Origin of the sequence: Lamprobacter modestohalophilus (assembly GCF_016583905.1) — a bacterium.
Classification (GTDB): domain Bacteria; phylum Pseudomonadota; class Gammaproteobacteria; order Chromatiales; family Chromatiaceae; genus Lamprobacter; species Lamprobacter modestohalophilus.
Window position 1 is genome coordinate 60,641 of the sequence record NZ_NRRY01000014.1, and the last position, 22,802, is coordinate 83,442.

A 22,802-nucleotide genomic window follows, 5' to 3' on the forward strand; every position below is an offset into this window, starting at 1 on the left:
GTTAGGCGAGGTTGCCTCGAACAGCTTTGAGGTCAGCCATACGTCTGTTTATAAAAGGCTTTTGACTCCTTGCAGGGTTATCCACTAAGCCTATTACTACAATATTCAAGATATTTAAAGATAAGAGTAATAACGCATGAAGATTTCGGTCGATCGGTCAGTGTTGCTTCCCGCGTTGTCGGTTGTGGGCGGTGTTGTTGAGCGTCGGCAAACCTTGCCGATCCTTGGCAATTTGTTGCTTAGTGCCGATGACGGACTGTTGCGATTGAAAGGGACGGATCTCGAGATCGAGATCACGAGCACGGCTGTGTGTGAGGTCGAGGAGGCAGGTACAGCGACACTCCCCGCGCGTAAGCTCACTGACATAGCGCGATCGCTTCCAGATGGTACGCAGGCACTGATCAAGGTACAGAGTGAACGCGGCACGGTGGTGTCTGGTCGCAGTCGGTTCACACTGAGCACCTTGCCAGCGGCTGATTTCCCAACCATGGAAGTCCCGGCTCCGGAGGTGATGGTCGAGGTCGATCGCGACGTGCTGCAACGACTGCTGGATAAGACGTCCTTCGCGATGGCGCAGCAGGATGTGCGCTACTACCTCAATGGTGTGCTACTCGAGCTGTCGTCGGATCGCGCGGTTGCCGTTGCCACTGATGGGCATCGGCTGGCAAAGGTTGTTGCGACGCTAGACGACGCCAATCCAGACGATTCAGGGTTGGCGACGGAGCCGCGGCAGGTCATTGTTCCGGCAAAGACGGTGCTTGAGCTCAAGCGTCTTCTTGGCTCGGCTCCAGACCGAGTGCGGGTTGAGTTATCTGAGCGGGCGCTCAAAGTTGACCTGGGTAAGACACAAGTCGTCTCGAAATTGGTCGAGGGTCAGTATCCAGACTACAACCGTGTCATCCCGGCAGATCTGGAGCGGGTTGCGAGCATCGATCGGGATCGTTTGAGGGCTGCCCTGCAGCGAACAGCCATCCTGTCGAATGAGAAGTATAAAGGCGTGCGCGTGACCTTCGAGACCGGGCGGCTGTTGCTTCAGACCCAGAACCCGGAGAAGGAGCAGGCGGAAGACGAGATTGAGATCGAGTACAACGGTGAGTCGGTCTCAGTCGGGTTCAACGTCGCTTATGTGCTTGATGTCCTCTCAGCGGTCGATGCGTCCACTGTCGAAGTACGCTTCAAGAATGCTGAGAACAGTGCCGTCTGGCAAGGGGTTGGGGCTGAGGATGAGGTGTTCGTCATCATGCCGATGCGGCTCTAGCCTCTGTGGTGACGGTTGCCTTATTGGTTGTTCTCCTTGCCTCGTTTTTGGATTGATCTGTGGGTGGCGAGGTGGGAGCGTGATGGTATGGTTAAGGTGATGGTTGTTTAACGCAACGTTAAAACGAATCCGGGTGCAGCGGTTTAGGAATCTGCGGGACGTCGACGTTGATTTTCGCTCGGGTGCTACCTGGATTGTTGGTGCTAATGCGGCTGGGAAGACGGCTCTACTCGAGTCGATCTACTGCTTGAGCCGAGGTCGGAGCTTTCGCGGACGCCGATTCGGAAGCTTGATCGAGCGGGGTGAGACTTCGGCGCGGATCGAGGGCTGGCTCGAGGCGTCGCTCGGAGATGCAAGAATCAGTTGGGCGAGTGCTCGCGGGGAGGTTACGCGAGATCCGGCCCAGGGTGCTGAGACCAAGTTGCCAGTCCGGCTGATCTGCGAGTGGACACATGCACTCGTTGAGGGTGAGCCATCATTGCGACGGCGTTTCATCGATTGGAATCTCATGCTGTGGGATCGGTCAGCAGGCGGCTTATTTTCTCGCTTTCGGCGAGTTGCGTCGCAACGTAACGCTTGGCTTCGGGCTGGTGCGCGGGGTCAGGCTGTTTGGGATGAACCTTATGCTGTCGCGCTCAGCGAGATCTCACGACTTCGGGCGAGGTTCTTTGAGGCATTCGCGGAAGGATTTCGTGCTCTGAATGCCGAGGAGGATTGGTTCAGGGAGATCGAGGCGTGCTGGGACGGCGTCATCGCAGGGCAAGACGAACTGGTGTCCAGGTTGGCAGAGATGCGCCCAGCGGATCAAGAGCGTGGCTTCACCTATCTAGGGATCTCGCGTGACGACTTTTCCCTGCGGCTCGATGGCAATAAGTGGGTTGGCTCCCGCGGCCAGTCGAAGGTCCTTGGGTGCGTCTTGCAACTTGCAGCTGAGCAGTTGGTGTCGGGCGAAAATGGGGTTGGTGCATTGTGGTTGGTTGACGATCTTGACGCCGAGCTGTCTCCAGAGTGGAGCCAGCGAGTGGTGGGGCTATTAAGAAGGAATGGTTCTCAAGTGTTCTATACCGCATTACCAGGCAAGGAGTTACTGGCCAGTTGTCGCACTGCGGATGATGCGGTGTTCCACGTGGAACATGGAGACCTGCTGCGTGCAACCGGCTGATTTGGCGCCGTTGTGGTGAAAGCCGCCACTGCAAACCCCCTACGGTTATCGGTCTGCTTCAAGCGCATGGCGAGCTCTGGACAAACTGATCTCCGGAAGGATGTTCCACGTGGAACATCCGTGGTGGAGTTGAAGCCCTCACTCATGTTGAACGCAATCTGACTAACTGCGGCGCCCGTGCATGTTCCACGTGGAACACTCGGCCATATACTGCCGACCGATTGCCCAGCCCAAAGCAGGCGTCAGCCATGTATAATCAATGGGTTCTAGCCTTTTGCCACAGTGGCGTCATCGCCAGCTGTCGCTAACCTAGGCTTGACGCCACCGATCGATGAGTCCAGCCGCAATTGTCGCAGGCGCGCTAGCGCCCTCACAGACTGCCCTTTTCTGAGACTTCCCGCCCGATGGCGTCGATTGCCTGCCTGCCTCATCTGGCTTGGCACGTCTTGTCTACCACTACAGATCTCCCCAGCGTATGAGCTACGATTCCTCAAGTATCAAGGTTCTTCGAGGCCTTGACGCTGTCCGCAAGCGGCCCGGAATGTACATCGGCGATACCGATGATGGGACAGGGCTCCACCACATGGTCTTCGAGGTCGTCGACAATGCGATCGACGAAGCGCTTGCTGGTCATTGCAACGAAATCCTGGTCACCGTGCACGCTGATGGCGCTGTCTCGGTCATCGACAACGGCCGCGGCATCCCTGTCGACATCCATCCCGAAGAGAATCGTTCCGCCGCCGAGGTCATCATGACCGTGCTCCATGCTGGCGGTAAGTTCGACGACAACTCTTACAAGGTATCCGGTGGTCTGCACGGGGTCGGCGTCTCGGTCGTCAATGCCCTCTCGGAGTATTTGCGCCTGCGTATCCGGCGCGACGGCATGGCCTATGAACAAGAGTTCGAGCTTGGCGTGCCCTCCTACCCGCTGCGTGAATGCGGCCCCTCCGATGCCACCGGGACCGAGGTCTATTTCAAGCCCTCGCCAACCATTTTCACCGATCTCGAGTTTCACTTCGAAATACTCGCCAAACGCTTGCGAGAGCTGTCCTTCCTGAACTCCGGGGTGCGCATTCGGCTGAAGGACGAGCGCACCGATCGCGAAAATGTCTTCGAGTATCAGGGCGGTATTCGCGCCTTCATCGAACATCTCAACCAGAACAAATCGCCGATCCATCCAAGCGTCTTCTATTTCACCGCCGAGCGCAGTGAGATCGTCACCGAGGTCGCCTTGCAGTGGAACGATGCCTACCAAGAAAACATCTTCTGCTACACCAATAACATCCCGCAGCGCGATGGTGGCACACACCTCGCCGGGTTTCGTGCGGGGCTCACCCGGACGCTCAATCAGTACATCGAACGGCAGCAGCTCGACAAAAATCAGAAGACTCGGCCCGTCGGTGACGATGCGCGTGAGGGATTAACCGCGGTTGTCTCCGTCAAGGTGCCTGACCCGAAGTTCTCTTCGCAAACCAAGGACAAGCTGGTTTCTTCGGATGTCAAGCCGGTGGTCGAGGCCTTGCTGAGCCAGTACTTGGATATGTTTCTCGAAGAGAACCCGTCCGAAGCAAAGATCATCGCCAATAAGATGCTGGATGCTGCGCGGGCGCGGGAGGCTGCGCGCAAGGCGCGTGACATGACGCGTCGCAAGGGCGTGCTCGACATTGCCGGCCTACCTGGAAAATTGGCGGACTGCCAGGAGAAGGACCCCTCGCGCTCCGAGCTCTTTATCGTCGAGGGTGACTCAGCCGGCGGCTCAGCGAAGCAGGGTCGAGACCGCGCCTTCCAAGCGATCCTGCCGCTGAAGGGCAAGATCCTCAACGTCGAAAAGGCCCGCTTTGACAAGATGCTGTCCTCGGCGGAGGTCGGAACCTTGATCACGGCGCTCGGCTGTGGCATCGGTCGCGAGGAATATAATCCGGACAAGCTCCGTTACCATCGCATCATCATCATGACCGATGCCGATGTCGATGGCGCCCATATCCGAACGCTCCTGCTGACCTTCTTCTATCGGCAGATGCCGGAGCTGATCGATCGCGGCTACGTTTACATCGCCCAGCCACCGCTGTACAAGGTCAAGCGCGGCAAGCAGGAAGACTATCTCCTCGACGATGCGGAAATGAGTGCATCGCTGCTTCGAACCGCGATCGATAACGCCGCGCTCTATGTTGAACCAGAGGCCCCGCCGATCAGCGATATCGGGTTTGAGGCCTTGATGAGCGACTATCAGGTCTTCCGCGCGATGCTCCTGAGAATGGCCACGCGTTACGATCTCAATTTCCTGACTGAACTCCTGAGCATGCCTCGCCTGTCCGTAGAGGTCCGCACGGATGCCGAACGCCTTGCTGCCTGGGCAGACCAGCTGGAGCAGTTGCTTCGAGCGCAAGCGGGTCCAGCCATCGACTATCGCATCAGGCTGATCCAATCAGACAGCGAAAAGCCGATCGGCCTCTCGATCATTCGCCTCGTGCATGGTATTCCAGAGACCCGAGAAGTGGCGCTCGACTTCTTCGATTCTGCAGACTACCGCCGCATCGCAACGCTTGCCGAGAAGCTCGAAGGTCTACTGAAGCCCGGAGCGCGCGTTGTGCGTGGTGAGCGTCACCGCGAAGTGAGAACGTTTGGGGAGGCCTTTGATTGGCTGCTTGCTGAAGGACGGCGCGGCTACCACATTCAGCGCTACAAGGGTCTTGGAGAGATGAACCCAGGTCAGTTATGGGAGACCACCATGGACCCCGATTGCCGTCGCCTGCTTCGCGTCACCATCGAAGATGCGGTGAGCGCGGATCAAATCTTCACCACCCTGATGGGTGAGCATGTCGAACCGCGGCGAGAATTCATCGAGCTGCATGCGCTCGATGCTGCCAATATCGACGTCTAATCAGACGCTGGCGGACAGTCAGCATTCTGGATCAGCGCTGTTGCAGCAGTGCTGATCCAGTCTTCAGCCAACGCATTGATGGCGCTTGCACTCAGCCCCTTGGTCGCGATCGGCGGTCCGATCACCACATCGATCATTCCGGGGCGCTTGCGCAATTGGTTGCGGCCCCAGAAACAGCCCGCGTTATGTGCGATTGGCACCACCGGCACGCCAGTGCGGGCCGCCAGCATGGCGCCACCGATCCCAAAACGCTTTAGCTTTCCTGGCGCAACGCGCGTGCCTTCTGGAAAGATCACGACCGAGTGACCGCGCGCTAGCCGCTCTGCTCCGACTGAAAGCAACTGTTTCATCGCCTGACGGCCTGCCGAGCGATCAATTGCAATCGGCCGAAAGAGCGCAAGCGCCCAGCCAAAAAACGGGATGAGTAACAGCTCGCGTTTCGTCACCCAGGTTTGTGGGGTCGGTAACAAGGGGCCGAGCGCAATGGTTTCCCAGGCGGACTGGTGATTGCTGAAAATGATCCGACCCTGGCCTTGGCCTTGGCCTTGGCCAGACTGCAGATGTTCCAACCCTGTTACGCGATAGCTAAGCCCGCACAGCATCCGCAGAGCCCAGAGCACAGCATGCTCCCATTGCAGAACCAGACGCTGCAGATGCTGTCTTGGTAGAACTGGAAACAGAATCAGCAGCAGCGTGCTGTAGATCACCGCGCTTAGCCAGAGAAAGGCCGCAAAACTGAGGGCTCGCGCAGTGTCCAGCGCGGAGGTTCGCCACCCAGACATGGACAAGCCAGCCATGGGCCACTAAGCGCGCTCGAGTAGCGCGCCCTCGAGCAGCGCATCAACAGCCGCGGCTAGATCATCGAACACCGGCACTTCAGCCAGCGGCGGCGGGAGCAGTCGCTCCGTTTTCTCGCCATTGCCGGTGCGCACCAGGATTGGCTGCGCCCCCACACCGAGTGCGGCCTCGAGATCCCGCCGCGAATCGCCGACCATCGGCGTGCCGCTGAGCGGAAAGCCGGTTCGACGGCGGATCTCACGCAAGAGTCCCGGCAACGGCTTGCGGCAGTCGCAGCCATTGCTGGGGCCGTGGTGACAAAAGGCGATGACCTCGACGCGGCCGCCGACGGCACTCAAGCGCGTGCGCAGCGCCTGATGGATGGCGTTGATGTCGTCCAAATCACAGAGTCCGCGCGCGACGGCCGACTGATTGGTGGCGACCGCAACGCTGATGCCAGCGTTGTTGAGTCGCGCGATCGCCTCCAGGCTCCCGGGGATGGGGTACCATTCGTCGGCGGACTTGATGTAGTCCTCTGAGTCGTAGTTGATCACCCCATCGCGATCCAAGATGACGAGTTTCATAGTGGCGCCTCTTTCGGCTCTTGGTGCGGCTCTTGGTGCGGATATTGCCCCGTAATCCGCAGTTCAGCCGGACGCTCGCATTATCCCTGCAGCAACGAGATATCAGCGACCCCATGGAATAACGTCTCGATACGCTTTAACAGCGCGAGTCGATTGGCTCGGATCTCGGGCTCGTCTGCCATCACCATCACCTGATCAAAGAAATCATCAAGCGCTTGGCGCAGACTCGAGAGTTCGGCAAGGGCGGCGTTGTAGTCGTGCTGATCTAACAAGCCTGTCACCTTGTCGCTCAGCGTATCGACAGCCATGGCAAGCGACTGCTCGGCAACGTCCTGCAACAATGCCTGCTCGACCTGCCGGCCAATCTCATCAGCCGACACCTTCCGCAGGATATTGCGCGTCCGCTTATTGGCGGCCGCGAGTGCGCTTGCCTCCGGGCGACCACGAAAATGTTGGACGGCTTGGATGCGGCGGTCGATATCCACCGGCTCGCTGAGGTCGAGCGCCAAGACCGAGGCGATGACGTCGGCATCGGCTGAACGATCGTCGCCAGCGTCAGCGTAGTAGCGCTTCAGGCGTTCGACACAATATCCCAAAACCTCGTCGACGCAGCCGGCAGCGTTCAGGCTGGCCGGAAAACCAGCCGCCGCCCGTTCGAACAGGACGCGAAGATCCAAAGCCAGTGGCGTCTCGATCAAGATGCGGAGCACGCCAATGGCGGCCCGACGCAACCCATAAGGATCTTTGACGCCGGTTGGACGCAGACCGATCGCGAAAATGCCAACCAAGGTGTCCGCACGGTCCGCGATCGCCACTGCGCGCGCAAGGTCTGTCTCCGGGAGATGATCGCCAGCGTGCTTAGGCCAATAATGCTGTTCAATCGCCGCTGCGACGATCGGGGCTTCGCCAGAGCGCTCCGCATAGTAGCGGCCCATCACGCCTTGCAAGCTGCCAAACTCACCAACCATCAGGGTCACGAGATCGGCCTTTGCCAGCCGCGCAGCATGACGCGTTTGACTGCTATCGCCGCCAATCACCTCGGCAATCCAGGCACTCAGCTCCGCGACACGCTCAGTCTTCTCGAGCAGGGTGCCGAGCTTGTGCTGAAAGACGATCCCCTGTAGCGCGCCCACGCGCTCGCCGAGCGGGGTCTTGAGATCCTGCTCCCAGAAAAACTTGGCATCAGCAAACCGCGGCCGAATCACCCGCTCGTTGCCGGCCCGAACCTGATCTGGATCGCGGCTTTGGATGTTGCTGACGGTGATGAAGAAGGGCAACAGGCTCCCAGAGCGATCAACCACCGGAAAATACTTCTGGTTGGCTTGCATGGTCTCGATCAAGACCTCTGATGGCACCTCCAGGAAGCCTGGATCGAAGCGTCCGAGCAAGGCCACCGGCCACTCACAGAGTGCCGTCACCTCATCGAGCACGGACTCATCGATCATCGCCGCCCCACCCGCTTCGGCCGCCAGTGATGCAACCTGCTCAAGGATGGCGCTGCGTCTTGCTGCCAGATCGGCTTCGACGTATGCACCCCGCAGCGCCGACAGATAGTCAGCGGCTGAGCTCAGCCTCACTGCATCAGGATGATGGAACCGATGCCCGCGGGTGAGACGATCGATCTCGATTCCAAGCACCTGTCCAGGGATGACGGAATCGCCCAGCAGCACGCAGACCCAGTGCACTGGACGCACGAACTCGACATGGCTATTGCCCCAGCGCATCCGTTTTGGGATCGGCAATGCTGCCAATGCCGCGTCGATCAGCTCCGGCAATAGGGCTGCGGCCGGTTTGCCAATGACCTGCTGCCGATAACATAGCCAAGCGCCCTTTTCGGTCTCTTCCTGCTCCAGTGAGTCGACAGCAACACCGCAAGACTGCGCAAATCCCAAAGCGGCCTTGGTCGGAGCGCCTTCGGCGTTGAATGCGGCTTTCAGCGCCGGGCCGCGCCGGGCGACTTGCTCATCCGGTTGCGCGAGTGCGACTTGGCTCAGGATCACCGCGAGTCGACGTGGGCTTGCAAACGCCTGTCCACTCCCGTGGGCAAGCCGGGCGTCGTCTAGGCCCTTCAGCAGGCCGTCGCAGAACGCCGTCGACAGTTTCGCCAGTGCGGCGGGAGGCAATTCCTCAGTACCAATTTCGACCAGAAGATCAGCGGTGTTGTGACTGCTCATGCGGCCTCCTCGGCGCTGGCCTTGGCGGCTGCCATCGGGAAGCCGAGCGACTCGCGACTGTGGTAATAGGCCTCAGCCACCGCTCGCGCAAGCGTCCGGACCCTAAGGATAAAGCGTTGACGCTCGGTGACTGAGATCGCACCGCGTGCATCGAGCAGATTGAAGGTATGGGAGGCCTTCAACACCTGCTCGTAGGCCGGCAGCGGCAGGCCAGCCTCAACCAAGACCTTGCTCTGCTGCTCACAGCCGTCGAACAACGCAAACAGCGACTGGATATCAGCGTGCTCGAAGTTGTAAGCGGACTGCTCGCGTTCGTTCTGCAGAAAGACGTCACCATAGGAGACAGGGCCAGTGGCAGAGTTTGTCCAGAGCAGATCGTAGACGCTTTCGACGCCCTGCAAATACATCGCGATGCGCTCGAGTCCGTAAGTGATCTCGCCGGTCACGGGCCGACATTCGAGCCCACCCACCTGCTGGAAATAGGTGAACTGTGTCACCTCCATGCCATTTAACCAGACCTCCCAGCCCAATCCCCAGGCGCCCAAGGTTGGCGACTCCCAGTTGTCTTCAACGAAACGGATATCGTGGATCAGCGGATCGATACCGAGCTCGCGTAGCGAGTCCAAATACAGCGCTTGGATCGCCTCCGGCGAGGGCTTCATGACCACCTGAAACTGATAATAGTGCTGCAGACGATTTGGGTTCTCGCCATAACGACCATCCGTCGGCCGTCGCGACGGCTGCACATAGGCAGCGTTCCATGGCTCTGGTCCAATCGCTCGCAAGAAGGTTCCAGGATGGAAGGTTCCTGCCCCCACCTCCATGTCGTAAGGCTGTAGGATCACGCAGCCTTGGCGGCTCCAATAGTGCTCGAGTTTAAAGATCAGCTCTTGGAAACTGATCCGATCGTCCGACAGATTGCTCAACGCGGACTCCGGCGTTTGCTAAAACCCTACAGTATAGCGATTTTGCTCCTTTTCCGACTACAGCAAACGCCAGGGCCATAACGCGCCGTCGCCGTTATAATCCGCGCCAATCGACGCCGCACTCGCAAATACGCACCGGGGCTTTCATGGACACCATCGCACGCCAGGCGCGCGCAAGGGCAATCAAGCGCACGAGCGTGGTTGGCGCAGTCATCAACCTGCTACTGTCAGCGATCAAGATCGCGGCAGGCTGGATGGGCCAATCTCACGCGCTGATCGCCGACGGGGTTCACTCCCTGTCCGACCTGTTGTCTGATGTCCTGGTCTGGTTTGCAGGCCACAAGGCGGCCAAAGGACCCGACGCCGAGCATCCCTACGGCCACGGGCGCTTTGAGACGGTCGCGACACTGGTTCTCGGATTCTTGCTGAGTGCCGTCGCAATCGGCATTGCTTGGGACGCCACCGAGCGCCTTTTCCAGCCTGAAGCGTTGTTGCGGCCTGAGCCCATCGCGCTCTACGCCGCAGGCCTATCGATCCTCGTCAAAGAGGCGCTCTATTGGTATACCCGCGCCTACGGACTCCGGGTGCGATCAGATCTGCTCATGGCCAACGCCTGGCACCACCGCTCGGATGCGATCTCCTCGATCGTGGTCTTGATCGGGGTCGCCGGAACGCTCGCCGGCCTGCCCTACCTCGATTCGGTGGCGTCGGTGATCGTTGCGGTGATGATCGCAAAGATCGCCTGGGATCTTGGCTCGGACGCGACGCGCGAACTGGTCGATACCGGACTGAGCCCCGAGCGGCTGCGCGAGATCAGTCAGATCATCCGCCGCAGCACCGGTGTTCGCGATGTCCACATGCTGCGCACTCGCACCCTGGGCGGTAACGCCTCGGCTGATGTCCACGTTCTGGTCGACCCTGATATCAGCGTCTCTGAAGGGCACGCCATCAGTGTGCTGGTCCAAGAACGGCTCATGGAAGCCATCGATCGGATGTCTGACGTCACGGTCCACATCGATCCTGAAGACGACGAGACCGCAGCGCCAACCAAAGGTTTGCCGCTGCGCACCGAAGTCATCGAGCGCCTCGACCAGTTCTGGGCACAGATTCCCGAGGCCTTGATGCGTAAGCGTGTCGTCCTCCACTACTTAGAGGGGGCCATCACCGTCGACATCTTTTTCCCTTTGCGAACCTATACTGACGAGCCGACTGCCCGTCAGCTTCGGGATCGACTTCGCGAGGCACTGCAAGCAGATGCTCGCTTCGCCGATGTCCGAATCTACTTCGGCTGATGGATTGACCCCTTGGGTTGCCCTCTAGTTGCCCTCTAGTTGCCCTCTAGTTGCCCTCTATTGGTGCGCTATCAGTCGATGCCTGTTTTATCTTGGTGCGTCATGCGGCTTGCTTCGCTAACAAGCTCCTGCTTGACCGCTCGAAGAGAGCGAACTGCACGCGATGGCACATAATCTGCTTATTGCCACTTGGGTAGCTGTTGCGCGATCCGCGTTTTGGACGACCAAGGCTTGTCCGAACTCACAGACCGATGATCGATCGCCTGCGATCCTGGATCGGGCGCTTCGCGTTGACCTAGCATCCGAACCCTATTCTTAATCCCAAGACCTACAGCGGGAGATTTCGCAGATGTCCGCCACTGACGTGTTGAAGACCATCAAAGACGAGGAAGTAAAGTTCGTGGACCTTCGGTTCACCGACACGCGCGGCAAGGAGCAACACGTCTCCCTGCCCGCTGGGGTGATCGATGAGGGCCTCTTCCAAGACGGAAAGATGTTCGATGGCTCCTCAATCGCCGGCTGGAAAGGCATCGAGGCGTCTGACATGGTCTTGATGCCAGAGGCTGAGACGGCGGTGATGGACCCATTCACCGACGAGAAGACGATGAACATCCGCTGCGATATCCTCGAGCCTGCGACCATGCAGGGCTATGAGCGTGATCCACGCTCGGTCGCCAAGCGCGCCGAGGCCTATCTCGCATCGACCGGAATCGCCGATACCGCGTTCTTCGGTCCCGAGCCTGAATTCTTTGTCTTCGATGATGTCCGTTGGGGCGTCACCATGGCCGGCTCGTTCTACAAGGTCGATTCCGAAGAGGCCGAGTGGAACTCCGAGCGCGTGTTCGAAGATGGCAACATGGGCCATCGTCCCAGCGTCAAGGGTGGCTACTTCCCAGTACCGCCGGTTGACTCTCTGAACGACCTCCGCGCGGCCATGTGCCTAGCGCTAGAAGAAATGGGCGTCCCGGTCGAGGTCCATCATCACGAGGTCGCCACCGCCGGACAATGCGAGATCGGCACCCGCTTCGGGCCTCTGGTTCGTCGTGCCGACATGAACCAGATCACCAAGTACGTGATCCAAAACGTCGCCCATGCCTATGGTAAGACGGCCACGTTCATGCCGAAGCCGCTGGTTGGCGACAACGGCACCGGCATGCACGTGCATCAGTCGCTCGCCAAAGACGGCGTCAATATCTTCGCCGGAGACAAGTACGCCGGTCTGTCCGATAACGCGCTGTACTACATCGGCGGCATCATCAAGCATGCGCGCGCTCTGAATGCCCTGACCAATGCCTCGACCAACTCCTACAAGCGGTTAGTCCCCGGATTCGAGGCGCCCGTGATGCTGGCCTACTCGTCCAAGAACCGCTCGGCATCGATCCGCATCCCACACGATGCCAATCCGAAGGGCCGCCGCATCGAGGTGCGCTTCCCGGACTCGACCGGTAACCCCTATCTGTCGTTTGCCGCCATGATGATGGCTGGTCTCGACGGCATCCAAAACAAGATCCACCCGGGCGATCCGATGGACAAGGACCTCTACGATCTGCCGCCGGAGGAAGAAAAGTCGATCCCGCAGGTCTGCTTCGCGCTCGACCAGGCACTCGAAGCGCTCGACAAGGACCGAGAGTTCCTGACCGCTGGTGGCGTGTTCACCGATGATGTGATTGATGGCTACATCAAGCTGAAGATGGGGGAAGTGACCCAGCTGCGGATGAGCACCCATCCAGTTGAATTCGACATGTACTACAGCCTCTGATCCTTGGCGACAGAGCAGGATACAGGGTAGCTCAGCAGAGCTACCTCTTGAGGGCAAGGATGCCCGCTCCAACGGACGCAACGCCGCCGCCCCCTGGCGACCAAGCACACTCTCAGGGTCAACCTCCTACCCTCTCCTTGCGCTCTGATTGACGGAGCCACAGCTTCGATAAGGGCCGTTACAGGCCACATGCCAACTCAGCGTTAGCATTGGCTGCCTGCCATGAGCCCAGCGCCCAGCGCCTTCTGTTTGCGTAGGACGCTCAGCCCAGTCCCATCCCACCGGCGTGACCAAACTCTGTTCGAGCCTGGTGCATTCAATTGCACACCGGCAGTGCGTTAGGCACTAGACTAGTGCGCTTGCTTGGCGATGCTCCGATAATCAGCGTCCACTAGGGCTTGGGCCCCATTCGTATCCGTCTTTTCAGCGCAAATAACGCCTTGCGCTGACTGATCTTTTTAGCGGTTGCCCAGCGCGTCCCTGCTAGCCTGGTGCCTTCGACCCGATCCTGCGCGCTTGGCCCTGATCTGGCGTGTTGTTTGCTTGTGGGTTAGGGATAGGAGCCAAGCGACCACACAACGACTGATGAACCAAACACCGAGCGGACTGAGCCGGCTTGGCACCATGATCCTCGACAACCTAAGCACGGCCGTGCTGCTGTTCGATCGCGACCTTCGCCTGCGGTATATCAATATCGCTGGTGAAAATCTTCTTGCGGTCAGCGCAAAAACGGTTCTAGGCGAGGCAGCAGGAAATCTCGTGCCCTGCCCCACCGACGCAGTGGAGGACCGCCTGCGGGAATCCCTTGATACGCGGCAGCCCTTCACTGAACGCGAGGTCGAGGTCAAGCGTCCAGATCGCCAGATCATTCGCGTCAACTGCACGGTCCTGCCGTTACATCCCTTCGACGAGCCCTACGAGCTCCTCATGGAGATGCAACAGATTGACCGTCAGCTCAGGATTGCGCGCGAAGAGTATCTAATCTCCCAGCATCATGCGACCCAAGCATTGCTGCGCGGTTTGGCCCACGAGATCAAGAATCCGCTCGGCGGACTGCGAGGCGCTGCTCAACTCTTGGAGCGCGAGCTGCCGAACCCGGGGCTCCGCGAGTACACCCGCATCATCATCGACGAGGCGGACCGGTTACAGACACTGCTGAATCGAATGCTGGGTCCCAATAACCTGCCGCACCTCAGCTCCCTGAATATTCATCATGTGATCGAGCATGTTCGTGGTCTGCTGAGTGCCGAGTTCCCCTCTGGACCTGAGATCGTACGCGACTATGACCCGAGCATCCCGAATTTCGACGCTGACCCCGATCGGCTCATCCAGGCCATTCTCAATATCGCACGGAATGCCGCACACGCGGCAGGTCAGCATGGCCAGGTCAGGCTGCGGACCAGAGTTATGCGGCAGTTCACCATTGGTAATGTGCGCCACCGGCTAGTCTTAGTGATCGAGATCGAAGACGACGGACCGGGTATCCCCGAAGAGCTGATGGATCGCATCTTTTTTCCGATGGTGTCTGGCCGTGCCGGCGGCACGGGACTTGGGCTTGCGATTGCGCAGGAGCTCGTGAATCAGCATCAAGGTTTGATCGAATGCGAAAGCCGCCCGGGCTGCACCAACTTCCTGGTCTATCTTCCGCTGGAGCCGATCCATGAATAGAGTGCCCCGGATTTGGGTGATCGACGACGACCGTTCGATTCGCTGGGTGCTCGAGCGCGCCTTACGCCAGGCTGAGATGGACGTGACCAGCTTCTCCAACGGCGTCGGCGTGATGGATGCGCTCGAACGCGAGACGCCCGACGTCATCCTATCCGACATCCGCATGCCGGGGATTGACGGTCTCGAGCTGCTCGAGCAGATCACAGCCCGCTACCCTCAGATTCCGGTCATCATCATGACCGCGCACTCTGACCTCAACAGCGCTGTCTCGGCCTTTCATGGTGGCGCCTTCGAGTACCTGCCAAAGCCATTCGACATCGATGAGGCGGTGGATCAGGTGCAGCGAGCCTGTCGCAAACACAATGACGCCACTGCTGAACCACCACCGCTGCTGCATAGTCCGGACATCATCGGCGAGGCACCGTCGATGCAGGAGGTGTTCCGTGCAATCGGCCGTCTCGCACGCTCCAACATCACGGTGTTGATCAATGGCGAGTCCGGGACGGGCAAGGAGCTGGTCGCACATGCGCTGCATCGGCACAGCCCACGGGCGAAGGCCCCATTCATCGCCCTGAACATGGCCGCGATCCCGCGCGATCTGATGGAATCCGAGCTATTTGGCCATGAGCGTGGCGCCTTCACCGGTGCCCAGACGCGCCGCGAAGGCCGCTTTGAGCAGGCCGATGGCGGTACCCTGTTCCTCGATGAGATCGGAGATATGCCCGCCGAGCTGCAGACACGGCTCCTGCGGGTACTCGCTGACGGCGAGTTCTATCGTGTCGGCGGCCTCACCCCCATCAAGGTCGATGTCCGCATCATCGCCGCCACCCATCAAAACCTTCGCGAGCTCGTTGCCAAGGGCAGTTTCCGCGAAGATCTGTTCCATCGCCTGAATGTCATCCGTATCCATTTGCCAGCATTGCGCGAGCGGAGTGAAGACATTGGCTTATTGATGCGCCATTTTCTCGCCCAAGCCGCCAAAGAGCTCGGCTGCGAGGCCAAGGTGCTGGCGAATGACGCGCTTGAACGGCTTGAGCGGCTCGAATGGCCCGGCAATGTGCGCCAGCTTGAGAACACCGCCCGCTGGCTCACGGTAATGGCCTCGACCAAGCAGATCCATGTGGGTGATCTACCGCCCGACTTAGAGGGCATCTCAGCAGCGGCGCATTCTGATGACCAGTGGGAAGGCACGCTGCGCGCCTGGACCCGGCGTCGCTTGCAGCAGGGTGATCACGACATCCTTGACTCCGCGATGCCGGCGTTCGAGCGCATTCTGATCGAATGTGCCCTTGAGCATACCGGTGGTCGGCGCCAAGAAGCAGCCAGGCTATTAGGCTGGGGGCGTAACACCCTAACACGTAAGATTAAGGACCTCGGCATGGAAGAAGACGGATCGGATGATCCCAGTGAGGATGACGAAGCCAACACCCCTGCCAGCTAGCTCACCGCACGTCCATGCGCGAATCCATCGCGCCGAGCCCCGAACTAGGGCGTAAACCGACCGCAGGCGACGCTAGCAATCGCCGCGAAGGCGCCCCACTTCGGTGCAATCGAGGCGGCCAAGCCGTCAACCGCCTAGCCTAACGCTCATGGTACGGCGCCACCCTGGAACATGAATCGCGTGAGATTCACGTTAAGACACCCTCAGCCACAGGACTTCACCAGTGGACAGTAGCAGTATCCGCCTCCCCGGCTCTCAGCTCGCTGAAATCAGTTTTGTCGATGGAACCCTAAGAGTTGCCTTCGCCCGCGCCTACATCATCAAGACCATGACCGGATCGACCGAGAAGACCCTCTGGTGGCAGGCCGGCGAACTGGTGCTCGAACATGCAGAGCTGCTCGCGCCGTTACCGGAGCCACAGCCTGGAGAAGGTCTCGTCTGCGATGGCGGCGACATCGATGAAAACGTCTACACCTATCGAGATATGATTCCAATACCGCTCGAGAGTCGTGGTCTTTGCCGCTGTGACCTTAAGCTCCATGGCACTGATGCGCGCATCACCGCTCAAGGCGAGACTGTTCGGCTCCTGATGCAGGCGACGCCGAAATATATCGAGCATATCCGGGAATCTTGACGATATGGGCCGCTTCAGGTCGAACGACACCAGGCCGAATTCAGCGAAAGCGGAACATTGTTAAGCGGGGAGCGGTTTTGCTTGAAAATTGGTGCCCAGGGACAGAATCGAACTGCCGACACGGGGATTTTCAGTCCCCTGCTCTACCAACTGAGCTACCTGGGCTTTAACCGTTTGCCATGCCAGGGAAGGCTTGGCGAAGCCCTTTATTAGACCGCTCTTGCGCCATCGCGTCAAGATGTGGACCGGCGCTTTTTGACTTGGAGGTGTCATCAAAACGGACGTCTCGACAAATCGGACGAAAATTGGATTGGCGTTCAGCCTTGCGCGCCTGCGACTGAGCGGAGATTGGTCTTGGGCATCGCCTGGAAGCGTTTCAGTAAGCCAGAAAAGGCGCGCGTTCTTCAAGCCAACGTTGCTCATCATTGGCGAGCAGTTCGTCGAGGTCGGCGGGCTCGGTGGTGGCATCGTCGACCCATTCACGCAGCCCTGTGCCGCCGCTCAAGAGGTCGATGGCGAGGCGTTCGGTCTCGTATTCGTAGGGGAAGTCGCGCCAGAGTGGGTAGTCTGGATACTCCAGACGCAGGGCCTTGAGAAAGAGTGCGATGAGTCGGTAGGGGCGGAAGCGCTGGTGGTCGTAGTGGACGCTGTCGGTGTGGATCTGGAGCCCGTGGCAGAGCTGTCCTTGGTGCTTGTGGAAGCAGGGCTCGAAGCCGCAGCAACGGATCAGGGCGCCTTGCATCCAGTCTGAGGCAAAGGTCTCCATGCGCTGCATCAGCCGGCAGATATCCAGTCCTGGCGCCCCGACCACCTCAAGGGGGTTCGTGGTTCCGCGTCCTTCGGAGAGGCTGGTGCCCTCGAGTAGTACGGTACCTGGGAAGCAGCGCGCCATGTTGAGGCTGGAGGCATTCGGGCTCGGATTGACCCAGGGCAGCTCGTCGCGCGGCCAGCCGTATCCGGGCGCGGCGTCTGGCTGGTAGCCGTCCATCGCGATCACCTCGCACTCAAGGTCGAGCCGCTTGTTGGCGATTAGCCAGCGTGCGAGCTCGCCGAAGCTGAGGCCGTGTCGCATCGGCAGTGGGGCAACGCCGACAAAACTGTGCCAGTCGTCCTCGAGCAGACTGCCCTCGACGGGCCGACCGGCGGGGTTTGGTCTGTCGAGCACCCAGACCGCCTTGCCGCGCTTGGCACAGGCCTCAAGCACATAGGCGAGGGTGGTGGCATAGGTATAAATGCGCGTGCCGATGTCCTGTAGATCGACCAGCAGGACATCGAAATGATCGAGCATGGCGTCGCTGGGGTAGCGCACCTGCCCGTAGAGGCTGAACACCGGAATCTGGTGGATCGGGTCGACATAATCGTCGGACTCGATCATGTTGTCCTGCTTGTCGCCACGCATGCCATGCTGAGGCCCAAAGGCGGCGGTGATCCGCAGACCGCTCAGCGACATCAGTGCATCCAGGCTGTGGCGCCCGACATGGTTGACCGAAGCGGGATGGCCGAGGAAGGCGATGCGCCGCCCCACAAGCGGTCGCCGCAAGTTGCCATCGGCGAGAAGTCGATCGATTCCTAGGCGCATGGGTGTCACGGACTCCTGCTCCGGTCACGCCACGGAGGTCAAAGCGTAGCCAGTCGCGGCATGATCGAGAGGCAGCCAAGGCGAAGGCCAATCTGTGCGCTACACAGCCGGGCATCGCTTTGTGCGCATTGGCCGCCCGAAAGATGAAACCATGGTTTCACCGTCTAGCATGTGGTACCGGGGACGAGACTCGAACTCGTAAGGTGTTACCACCGGTGGATTTTGAGTCCACTGCGTCTACCAATTCCGCCACCCCGGCAGCGAACCTATAATTATAGCGCTTCCTTGCCCAAAGAGAACAGTCACAGCAACAGGTTTGCCGATCAGTATGATGCGCCGCTCCGATTTCCACTTCGATCTGCCCGATGAGCTGATCGCTCAACGACCCCTTGCCGAGCGCAGCGCCAGCCGCTTACTCGCGCTCGATGGCGCAACCGGTCGGCAGACCGACCTACGCTTTCTTGATCTCCCAAGCCTGCTGCAGGCGGGCGATCTTCTCGTGTTCAACGACACCCGAGTCATCCCAGCGAGACTCTTCGCGCGTAAACCCACCGGCGGCCAGGTTGAGGTGCTGATCGAGCGCATGGTCGACGATCGCGAGGCCTTCGCCCACCTGCGCGCGAGTAAGACACCGCGGTTGGGTGCTGAGCTGCAGTTGGCTGATGGCGAACGGCTGCTGATCCTCGATCGCGAGGACGACCTGTTTCGGCTTCGCGCGCTCGATGCAGCGTTGCCAAAGCTGATGCAACGCCACGGTCACATGCCACTGCCGCCCTATATTCGGCGCGCCGATGATGCCGCTGATATCGAGCGTTATCAGACCGTCTATGCGGAGCGTGAAGGGGCCGTTGCGGCGCCGACCGCCGGCTTGCATTTCGACCAGCCGATGCTCGATCGACTGGCTCAGGCCGGCATCAAGACAGCGCATATCACCCTGCATGTCGGCGCAGGCACCTTTCAGCCGGTGCGCGAGGAGGATCTAGACCAGCATCGAATGCATGCCGAATGGCTCGAGGTCAACGAGAAGGCGGTGGCGCAGATCGAGGCAACCCGAGCCACTGGCAGTCGGATCATTGCCGTCGGGACCACGTCGGTTCGTAGCTTGGAAACCGCCGCCGCAGCAAGCGGATCGGACATCGCCGGGAGTGAAGATCAGCTCGCCGATGCGGCGTCGCCGGAGCAACTTGCATCGGTTACAGCCCCGCTAGGCCTGCGCCCTTATCGCGGTGAAAGCCGCTTGTTCATCCGCCCGCCCTATCGGTTCCGCGTGGTCGATGCGATGATCACCAACTTCCATCTTCCCGGCTCGACGCTCTTGATGCTGGTGTCGGCGTTTGCCGGCCATGAGGCGATCATGGCTGCCTACAGCCACGCTGTTTCTCAACGGTACCGCTTCTTTAGCTACGGGGATGCGATGTTTCTGACGCGCGTGAAGAGCTGACGTGCGGTAAAAGTGCGCGGGACGTTTTATCGCGCACAAAAAAAAGCGCGGCGATTGCCGCGCTCTAAAGATTACCACCAAAGGAGGATGGAGGAGTGCACCAGAGGACTGCGAACCTCCAGTGCATCGCTAGTTTCTTAAATACTAATCCTGCTGTCAAGCCCAACCGCTGCATCGCTACCACCTGAGCCTGAGTCTAGTCATGGTTTGAGTCAGAAACGGGAACCAGATCGCATTTTCGCAACATGTCTGCAACCTGTCGGCTTCTTGAGTCCCTTTGCGACTCCTCTGGGTACAGCCACTTCAACGCGCCCTGCCAGCGCAGCATCCAACCAGCGCTCGCCCTCCCTGTTTCAGGCCGGATCAACTCGGGGCGCGCGTGATATCCTCACCCGGCAACGCCGGCCTCCAACCCTGGAAAACGGACACCGCAGCCGCCATGCCCACAGTACCCGCCTGGGTTCTTCGCCAGATACTGCTGGTGGTAGTCCTCGGCGTAGTAGAAGCTTGGTGCCATTTGGATCTCGGTGGTGATGGTCACGCGCCTGCCGGCTTGGGTTAACGCTTGTTGATAGTGGCTCAGGCTTTGCTGCGCCGCCTCGAGCTGCGCCTGGTCGAATGGGTAGATTCCGGAGCGATACTGGGTGCCGACATCATTGCCCTGGCGCATCCCCTGGGTGGGGTCGTGCCCCTCCCAGAAGGTCCGAAGCAACTGCTGGAACGGGATCTGCGTCGGCTCGTAAACGACCAACACCACCTCGTTGTGGCCGGTGTAGCCGGAGCAAACCTCGTCGTAGGTCGGGTTCGGCGTCTTGCCGCCGGCGTAGCCGACGGCAGTGCTGTAGACCCCGGGTAGGCTCCAAAAGGCCTTTTCGGCACCCCAAAAGCAACCCATGCCGAAGAGCACCTGCTGCATAGTTTCGGGGAATGGTGGCTGCAGTGGATGACCTAACACCGCATGCCGGTTGTTGATGGGCATCGGCGTGTCACGGCCGCGTAGGGCCTCGCTTGCGGTTGGCAGCTCGGTCTTTTTGCGGAACATGAACATGATGACGGCCTCGCTCAGTAGGGTTCAAACGAAGATGCCGCGGCTGGCGCACGCGATCTCTGCCCGAGGTTTGGGCACGTCGGCTCAAGCCAAGCGTCTCCTTGGTTATCGTTCCGCCAACGCTCATGCAGACGGCGGATGCCGGCATTCCCAGTATCAGCAGACCTCTTGAGGTCCTGATTACACAAGCCGGGACATAAATCCAGCTCTTCCTCTCGCGGGGCAGTGATGCAAAATGGGCGAGTCGCCGCTCACCAAGAGCACGATCTTGGCTCGAAATCCTGAGCGCGTTTCGCCGCCAGACCCTCAACAGCGCCAGCCCCCACAACAGAATCCTGAACGCTCGCATGTCCGCTTGGCATCATCTTCGCTTGATCACCATCGACCTCGACGACACGGTTTGGCCCTGTGCGCCGGTCATCCAAGCCGCAGAAGCGGCGCACTATGCCTGGCTCGCCGCCCAAGCCCCGCGCCTGGTGGAGCAGCATGATCTTGATAGTCTGCGCGCTTGTCGCCGCGTCTTGATGCAAACACGCCCGGACATCGCTCATGACGTGACCGCGCTGCGGCACGCATCGCTGCTGAGCCTGCTGATCGAACTCGACTATTCCGAGCAGCAGGCCACTGAGTTGGCACAGGGTGCGCTGAGCGCCTTCCGTGAGGCACGCAACCAGGTCGAGCCCTATCCAGACGTCACTCCAGTCTTGACCCGGCTGCGCCGCCGCTGCCAGTTAGTTGCCGTCACGAATGGCAATGCGGAGATTCAGCATACCCCGCTTCGCGACACCTTCCACCACTGCCTCACCGCGGCCGATGCAGGTGCCGCTAAGCCGGACCCGGCGCTCTTCGAACTGGCGATGCGCTGGGCTGATGCCACGCCTGCCCAAACCCTCCACATCGGCGATGATCCCGCGCTCGATGTCGAGGCGGCGCGATCCATGGGGCTTGCTGCCATCTGGGTGAATCGGACCGGGCGTGCCTGGCCCCCTGAGCTTCAACCGCCGCTGTTGGAGGTGTCGGAACTGAGCGCGTTTGAGACCTGGCTTGGCCTCGGGGAGGCCGCACGATGAGCCTCCTGTTCGAGCAGTCGGCGAGCGATGGCCGAGCGCGTCGGGGCCGCCTCATCCTGCCACGCGGCAGTATCGAGACCCCCGCCTTCATGCCCGTTGGCACCTACGGCACGGTCAAGGGCATGACGCCGGAGGAGCTGCGTGCCATCGGCGCGGAGATCATCCTCGGCAACACCTTCCATCTGATGCTGCGACCCGGGACCGAGATTATTGAGCCGTTCGGCGGGCTGCATCGGTTCATGCACTGGGACGGTCCCATCCTGACGGACTCGGGGGGCTTCCAGGTCTTCAGCCTTGGCGAGCTGCGCAAGATCACCGAGCAAGGCGTGCATTTCCGCTCCCCGATCGACGGCAGCCCAGTCTTCCTTGGCCCTGAGGAATCAATGGCGGTGCAGCGGGCGCTAGGCGCCGACATCGTCATGATCTTCGACGAGTGCACCCCCTATCCGGCCAGCGATGAGCAAGTGCGTGCCTCGATGGAGCTTTCGCTGCGCTGGGCCAAGCGGTGCAAGCAGGCGCATGCCGGAAACCCGGCCGCGCTCTTCGGCATCGTCCAGGGCGGCATGTCGCCGGCCCTGCGCTCGGCCTCGCTCGCCGGCCTGCTCGAGATTGGCTTCGACGGCTACGCGGTTGGCGGACTCTCGGTCGGTGAGCCACGAGAAGATCGACTGCGGGTGCTTGACCATCTGTCGACCGAGCTGCCGGCTGAGCGTCCACGCTATCTGATGGGTGTCGGCAAGCCGACCGACATCGTCGAGGCCGTCGCGCGCGGTATCGATCTCTTCGATTGTGTGATGCCCACCCGCAACGCGCGTAATGGCCACCTGTTCGTGCGCGGTGGTGTTTTGCGAATTCGCAACGCGCGCTACAAAAATGACGAAAGTCCGATTGATCCGCGCTGCGGCTGCTACAGCTGCCAGCACTACAGCCGCGCCTATCTGCATCATCTGGACCGCTGCAACGAGATCCTGGGCGCTCGCCTGAACACCATCCACAATCTCGCCTTCTATCAAGACCTGATGCGCGCGCTGCGCGAGGCCATCGCCGCCGGTGAATTCGAGGCCTTCGCAGCCCAGTTCTCTGCGCATGAGGATATGCCATAATAGCG

The 22,802-nt window shown here is 60.1% G+C and carries 17 protein-coding genes and 2 tRNA genes; 11 read left to right on the plus strand and 8 right to left on the minus strand.

All coding sequences use genetic code 11. The annotated features are described in order from the left end of the window. The first annotated feature begins 136 nt into the window (after positions 1–136). The 3 genes from dnaN to gyrB all read left to right on the plus strand — a co-directional run bounded on the left by dnaN (position 137) and on the right by gyrB (position 5,301). Positions 137–1,258, plus strand: a complete 1,122-nt coding sequence (gene dnaN, locus CKO42_RS10430) for a DNA polymerase III subunit beta (protein WP_200243291.1) — start codon at positions 137–139, stop codon at positions 1,256–1,258. Between the two features lie 103 nt (positions 1,259–1,361). Then, positions 1,362–2,420 carry a DNA replication/repair protein RecF gene (gene recF / locus CKO42_RS10435; protein WP_200243302.1) on the plus strand — a complete coding sequence of 353 codons (1,059 nt, stop codon included), beginning with the start codon at positions 1,362–1,364 and terminating at the stop codon, positions 2,418–2,420. Positions 2,421–2,895: 475 nt separating this feature from the next. Continuing rightward, a complete protein-coding gene (gene gyrB, locus CKO42_RS10440) occupies positions 2,896–5,301 on the plus strand; it encodes a DNA topoisomerase (ATP-hydrolyzing) subunit B (RefSeq protein ID WP_200243304.1) in 2,406 nt (801 codons plus the stop codon). On the opposite strand, the gene CKO42_RS10445 is transcribed toward gyrB, so the two are convergent. From CKO42_RS10445 to glyQ, 4 genes are all read right to left on the minus strand, one after another. Further along, entirely contained in the window at positions 5,298–6,083 is a 786-nt protein-coding gene (locus CKO42_RS10445) for a lysophospholipid acyltransferase family protein (protein WP_200243306.1), read from the minus strand. The genes gyrB and CKO42_RS10445 overlap by 4 nt on opposite strands. Positions 6,084–6,104: 21 nt before the next feature. After that, positions 6,105–6,662, minus strand: a complete 558-nt coding sequence (gmhB, locus tag CKO42_RS10450) for a D-glycero-beta-D-manno-heptose 1,7-bisphosphate 7-phosphatase (protein WP_200243308.1) — start codon at positions 6,660–6,662, stop codon at positions 6,105–6,107. 80 nt (positions 6,663–6,742) lie between these two features. Then, complete coding sequence (gene glyS, locus CKO42_RS10455) at positions 6,743–8,836, minus strand: glycine--tRNA ligase subunit beta (RefSeq protein ID WP_200243309.1); 2,094 nt, start codon at positions 8,834–8,836, stop codon at positions 6,743–6,745. Further along, positions 8,833–9,762 carry a glycine--tRNA ligase subunit alpha gene (gene glyQ / locus CKO42_RS10460; protein ID WP_200243313.1) on the minus strand — a complete coding sequence of 310 codons (930 nt, stop codon included), beginning with the start codon at positions 9,760–9,762 and terminating at the stop codon, positions 8,833–8,835. The genes glyS and glyQ overlap by 4 nt, the downstream gene beginning before the upstream one ends. A gap of 146 nt (positions 9,763–9,908) precedes the next feature. Here glyQ and CKO42_RS10465 point away from each other — a divergent pair, with 146 nt between their 5' ends. The 5 genes from CKO42_RS10465 to CKO42_RS10485 all read left to right on the plus strand — a co-directional run bounded on the left by CKO42_RS10465 (position 9,909) and on the right by CKO42_RS10485 (position 16,556). Continuing rightward, positions 9,909–11,054 (plus strand): cation diffusion facilitator family transporter, encoded by a 1,146-nt coding sequence (locus CKO42_RS10465; RefSeq protein ID WP_200243315.1) that lies wholly within the window; start codon positions 9,909–9,911, stop codon positions 11,052–11,054. Between the two features lie 349 nt (positions 11,055–11,403). Beyond that, entirely contained in the window at positions 11,404–12,813 is a 1,410-nt protein-coding gene (gene glnA, locus CKO42_RS10470) for a glutamate--ammonia ligase (protein WP_200243323.1), read from the plus strand. Positions 12,814–13,398: 585 nt separating this feature from the next. Beyond that, entirely contained in the window at positions 13,399–14,481 is a 1,083-nt protein-coding gene (glnL, locus tag CKO42_RS10475) for a nitrogen regulation protein NR(II) (protein WP_242479283.1), read from the plus strand. Beyond that, positions 14,474–15,922, plus strand: coding sequence for a nitrogen regulation protein NR(I) (gene ntrC, locus CKO42_RS10480; protein WP_200243326.1), 1,449 nt, complete (start codon positions 14,474–14,476; stop codon positions 15,920–15,922). The genes glnL and ntrC overlap by 8 nt, the downstream gene beginning before the upstream one ends. A 223-nt stretch (positions 15,923–16,145) precedes the next feature. Beyond that, on the plus strand, positions 16,146–16,556 hold the full coding sequence (locus CKO42_RS10485) for a hypothetical protein (protein ID WP_200243328.1): 411 nt from the start codon (positions 16,146–16,148) through the stop codon (positions 16,554–16,556). An 89-nt stretch (positions 16,557–16,645) separates the two neighbouring features. Here the strand turns inward: CKO42_RS10485 and CKO42_RS10490 are convergent. The 3 genes from CKO42_RS10490 to CKO42_RS10500 all read right to left on the minus strand — a co-directional run bounded on the left by CKO42_RS10490 (position 16,646) and on the right by CKO42_RS10500 (position 18,394). Next, positions 16,646–16,721 (minus strand) — tRNA-Phe (locus CKO42_RS10490). 211 nt (positions 16,722–16,932) lie between these two features. Beyond that, complete coding sequence (locus CKO42_RS10495; RefSeq protein WP_200243331.1) at positions 16,933–18,135, minus strand: exo-beta-N-acetylmuramidase NamZ family protein; 1,203 nt, start codon at positions 18,133–18,135, stop codon at positions 16,933–16,935. 172 nt (positions 18,136–18,307) lie between these two features. Next, positions 18,308–18,394, minus strand: a tRNA-Leu gene (locus CKO42_RS10500). Between the two features lie 72 nt (positions 18,395–18,466). Between CKO42_RS10500 and queA the strand changes: the two genes are divergently transcribed. Next, complete coding sequence (gene queA / locus CKO42_RS10505; protein WP_200243333.1) at positions 18,467–19,576, plus strand: tRNA preQ1(34) S-adenosylmethionine ribosyltransferase-isomerase QueA; 1,110 nt, start codon at positions 18,467–18,469, stop codon at positions 19,574–19,576. 388 nt (positions 19,577–19,964) lie between these two features. On the opposite strand, the gene msrA is transcribed toward queA, so the two are convergent. Beyond that, positions 19,965–20,624, minus strand: a complete 660-nt coding sequence (msrA, locus tag CKO42_RS10510; RefSeq protein WP_200243335.1) for a peptide-methionine (S)-S-oxide reductase MsrA — start codon at positions 20,622–20,624, stop codon at positions 19,965–19,967. A 347-nt stretch (positions 20,625–20,971) separates the two neighbouring features. Here msrA and CKO42_RS10515 point away from each other — a divergent pair, with 347 nt between their 5' ends. Beyond that, positions 20,972–21,694, plus strand: coding sequence for an HAD family hydrolase (locus CKO42_RS10515; RefSeq protein ID WP_200243337.1), 723 nt, complete (start codon positions 20,972–20,974; stop codon positions 21,692–21,694). Continuing rightward, a complete protein-coding gene (gene tgt / locus CKO42_RS10520; protein ID WP_200243339.1) occupies positions 21,691–22,797 on the plus strand; it encodes a tRNA guanosine(34) transglycosylase Tgt in 1,107 nt (368 codons plus the stop codon). Before CKO42_RS10515 ends, tgt begins: the two co-directional genes overlap by 4 nt. Positions 22,798–22,802: the final 5 nt, after the last annotated feature.

Excerpts from the sequence above, each read along its gene's own strand:
- dnaN (WP_200243291.1), top strand. The coding sequence starts at position 137 with ATGAAGATTTCGGTCGATCGGTCAGTGTTGCTTCCCGCGTTGTCGGTT.
- gyrB (WP_200243304.1), top strand. The coding sequence starts at position 2,896 with ATGAGCTACGATTCCTCAAGTATCAAGGTTCTTCGAGGCCTTGACGCT.
- CKO42_RS10445 (WP_200243306.1), bottom strand. The coding sequence starts at position 6,083 with ATGTCTGGGTGGCGAACCTCCGCGCTGGACACTGCGCGAGCCCTCAGT.
- gmhB (WP_200243308.1), bottom strand. The coding sequence starts at position 6,662 with ATGAAACTCGTCATCTTGGATCGCGATGGGGTGATCAACTACGACTCA.
- glyS (WP_200243309.1), bottom strand. The coding sequence starts at position 8,836 with ATGAGCAGTCACAACACCGCTGATCTTCTGGTCGAAATTGGTACTGAG.
- CKO42_RS10465 (WP_200243315.1), top strand. The coding sequence starts at position 9,909 with ATGGACACCATCGCACGCCAGGCGCGCGCAAGGGCAATCAAGCGCACG.
- glnA (WP_200243323.1), top strand. The coding sequence starts at position 11,404 with ATGTCCGCCACTGACGTGTTGAAGACCATCAAAGACGAGGAAGTAAAG.
- glnL (WP_242479283.1), top strand. The coding sequence starts at position 13,399 with ATGAACCAAACACCGAGCGGACTGAGCCGGCTTGGCACCATGATCCTC.
- ntrC (WP_200243326.1), top strand. The coding sequence starts at position 14,474 with ATGAATAGAGTGCCCCGGATTTGGGTGATCGACGACGACCGTTCGATT.
- CKO42_RS10495 (WP_200243331.1), bottom strand. The coding sequence starts at position 18,135 with ATGCGCCTAGGAATCGATCGACTTCTCGCCGATGGCAACTTGCGGCGA.
- queA (WP_200243333.1), top strand. The coding sequence starts at position 18,467 with ATGCGCCGCTCCGATTTCCACTTCGATCTGCCCGATGAGCTGATCGCT.
- msrA (WP_200243335.1), bottom strand. The coding sequence starts at position 20,624 with ATGTTCATGTTCCGCAAAAAGACCGAGCTGCCAACCGCAAGCGAGGCC.
- CKO42_RS10515 (WP_200243337.1), top strand. The coding sequence starts at position 20,972 with ATGTCCGCTTGGCATCATCTTCGCTTGATCACCATCGACCTCGACGAC.
- tgt (WP_200243339.1), top strand. The coding sequence starts at position 21,691 with ATGAGCCTCCTGTTCGAGCAGTCGGCGAGCGATGGCCGAGCGCGTCGG.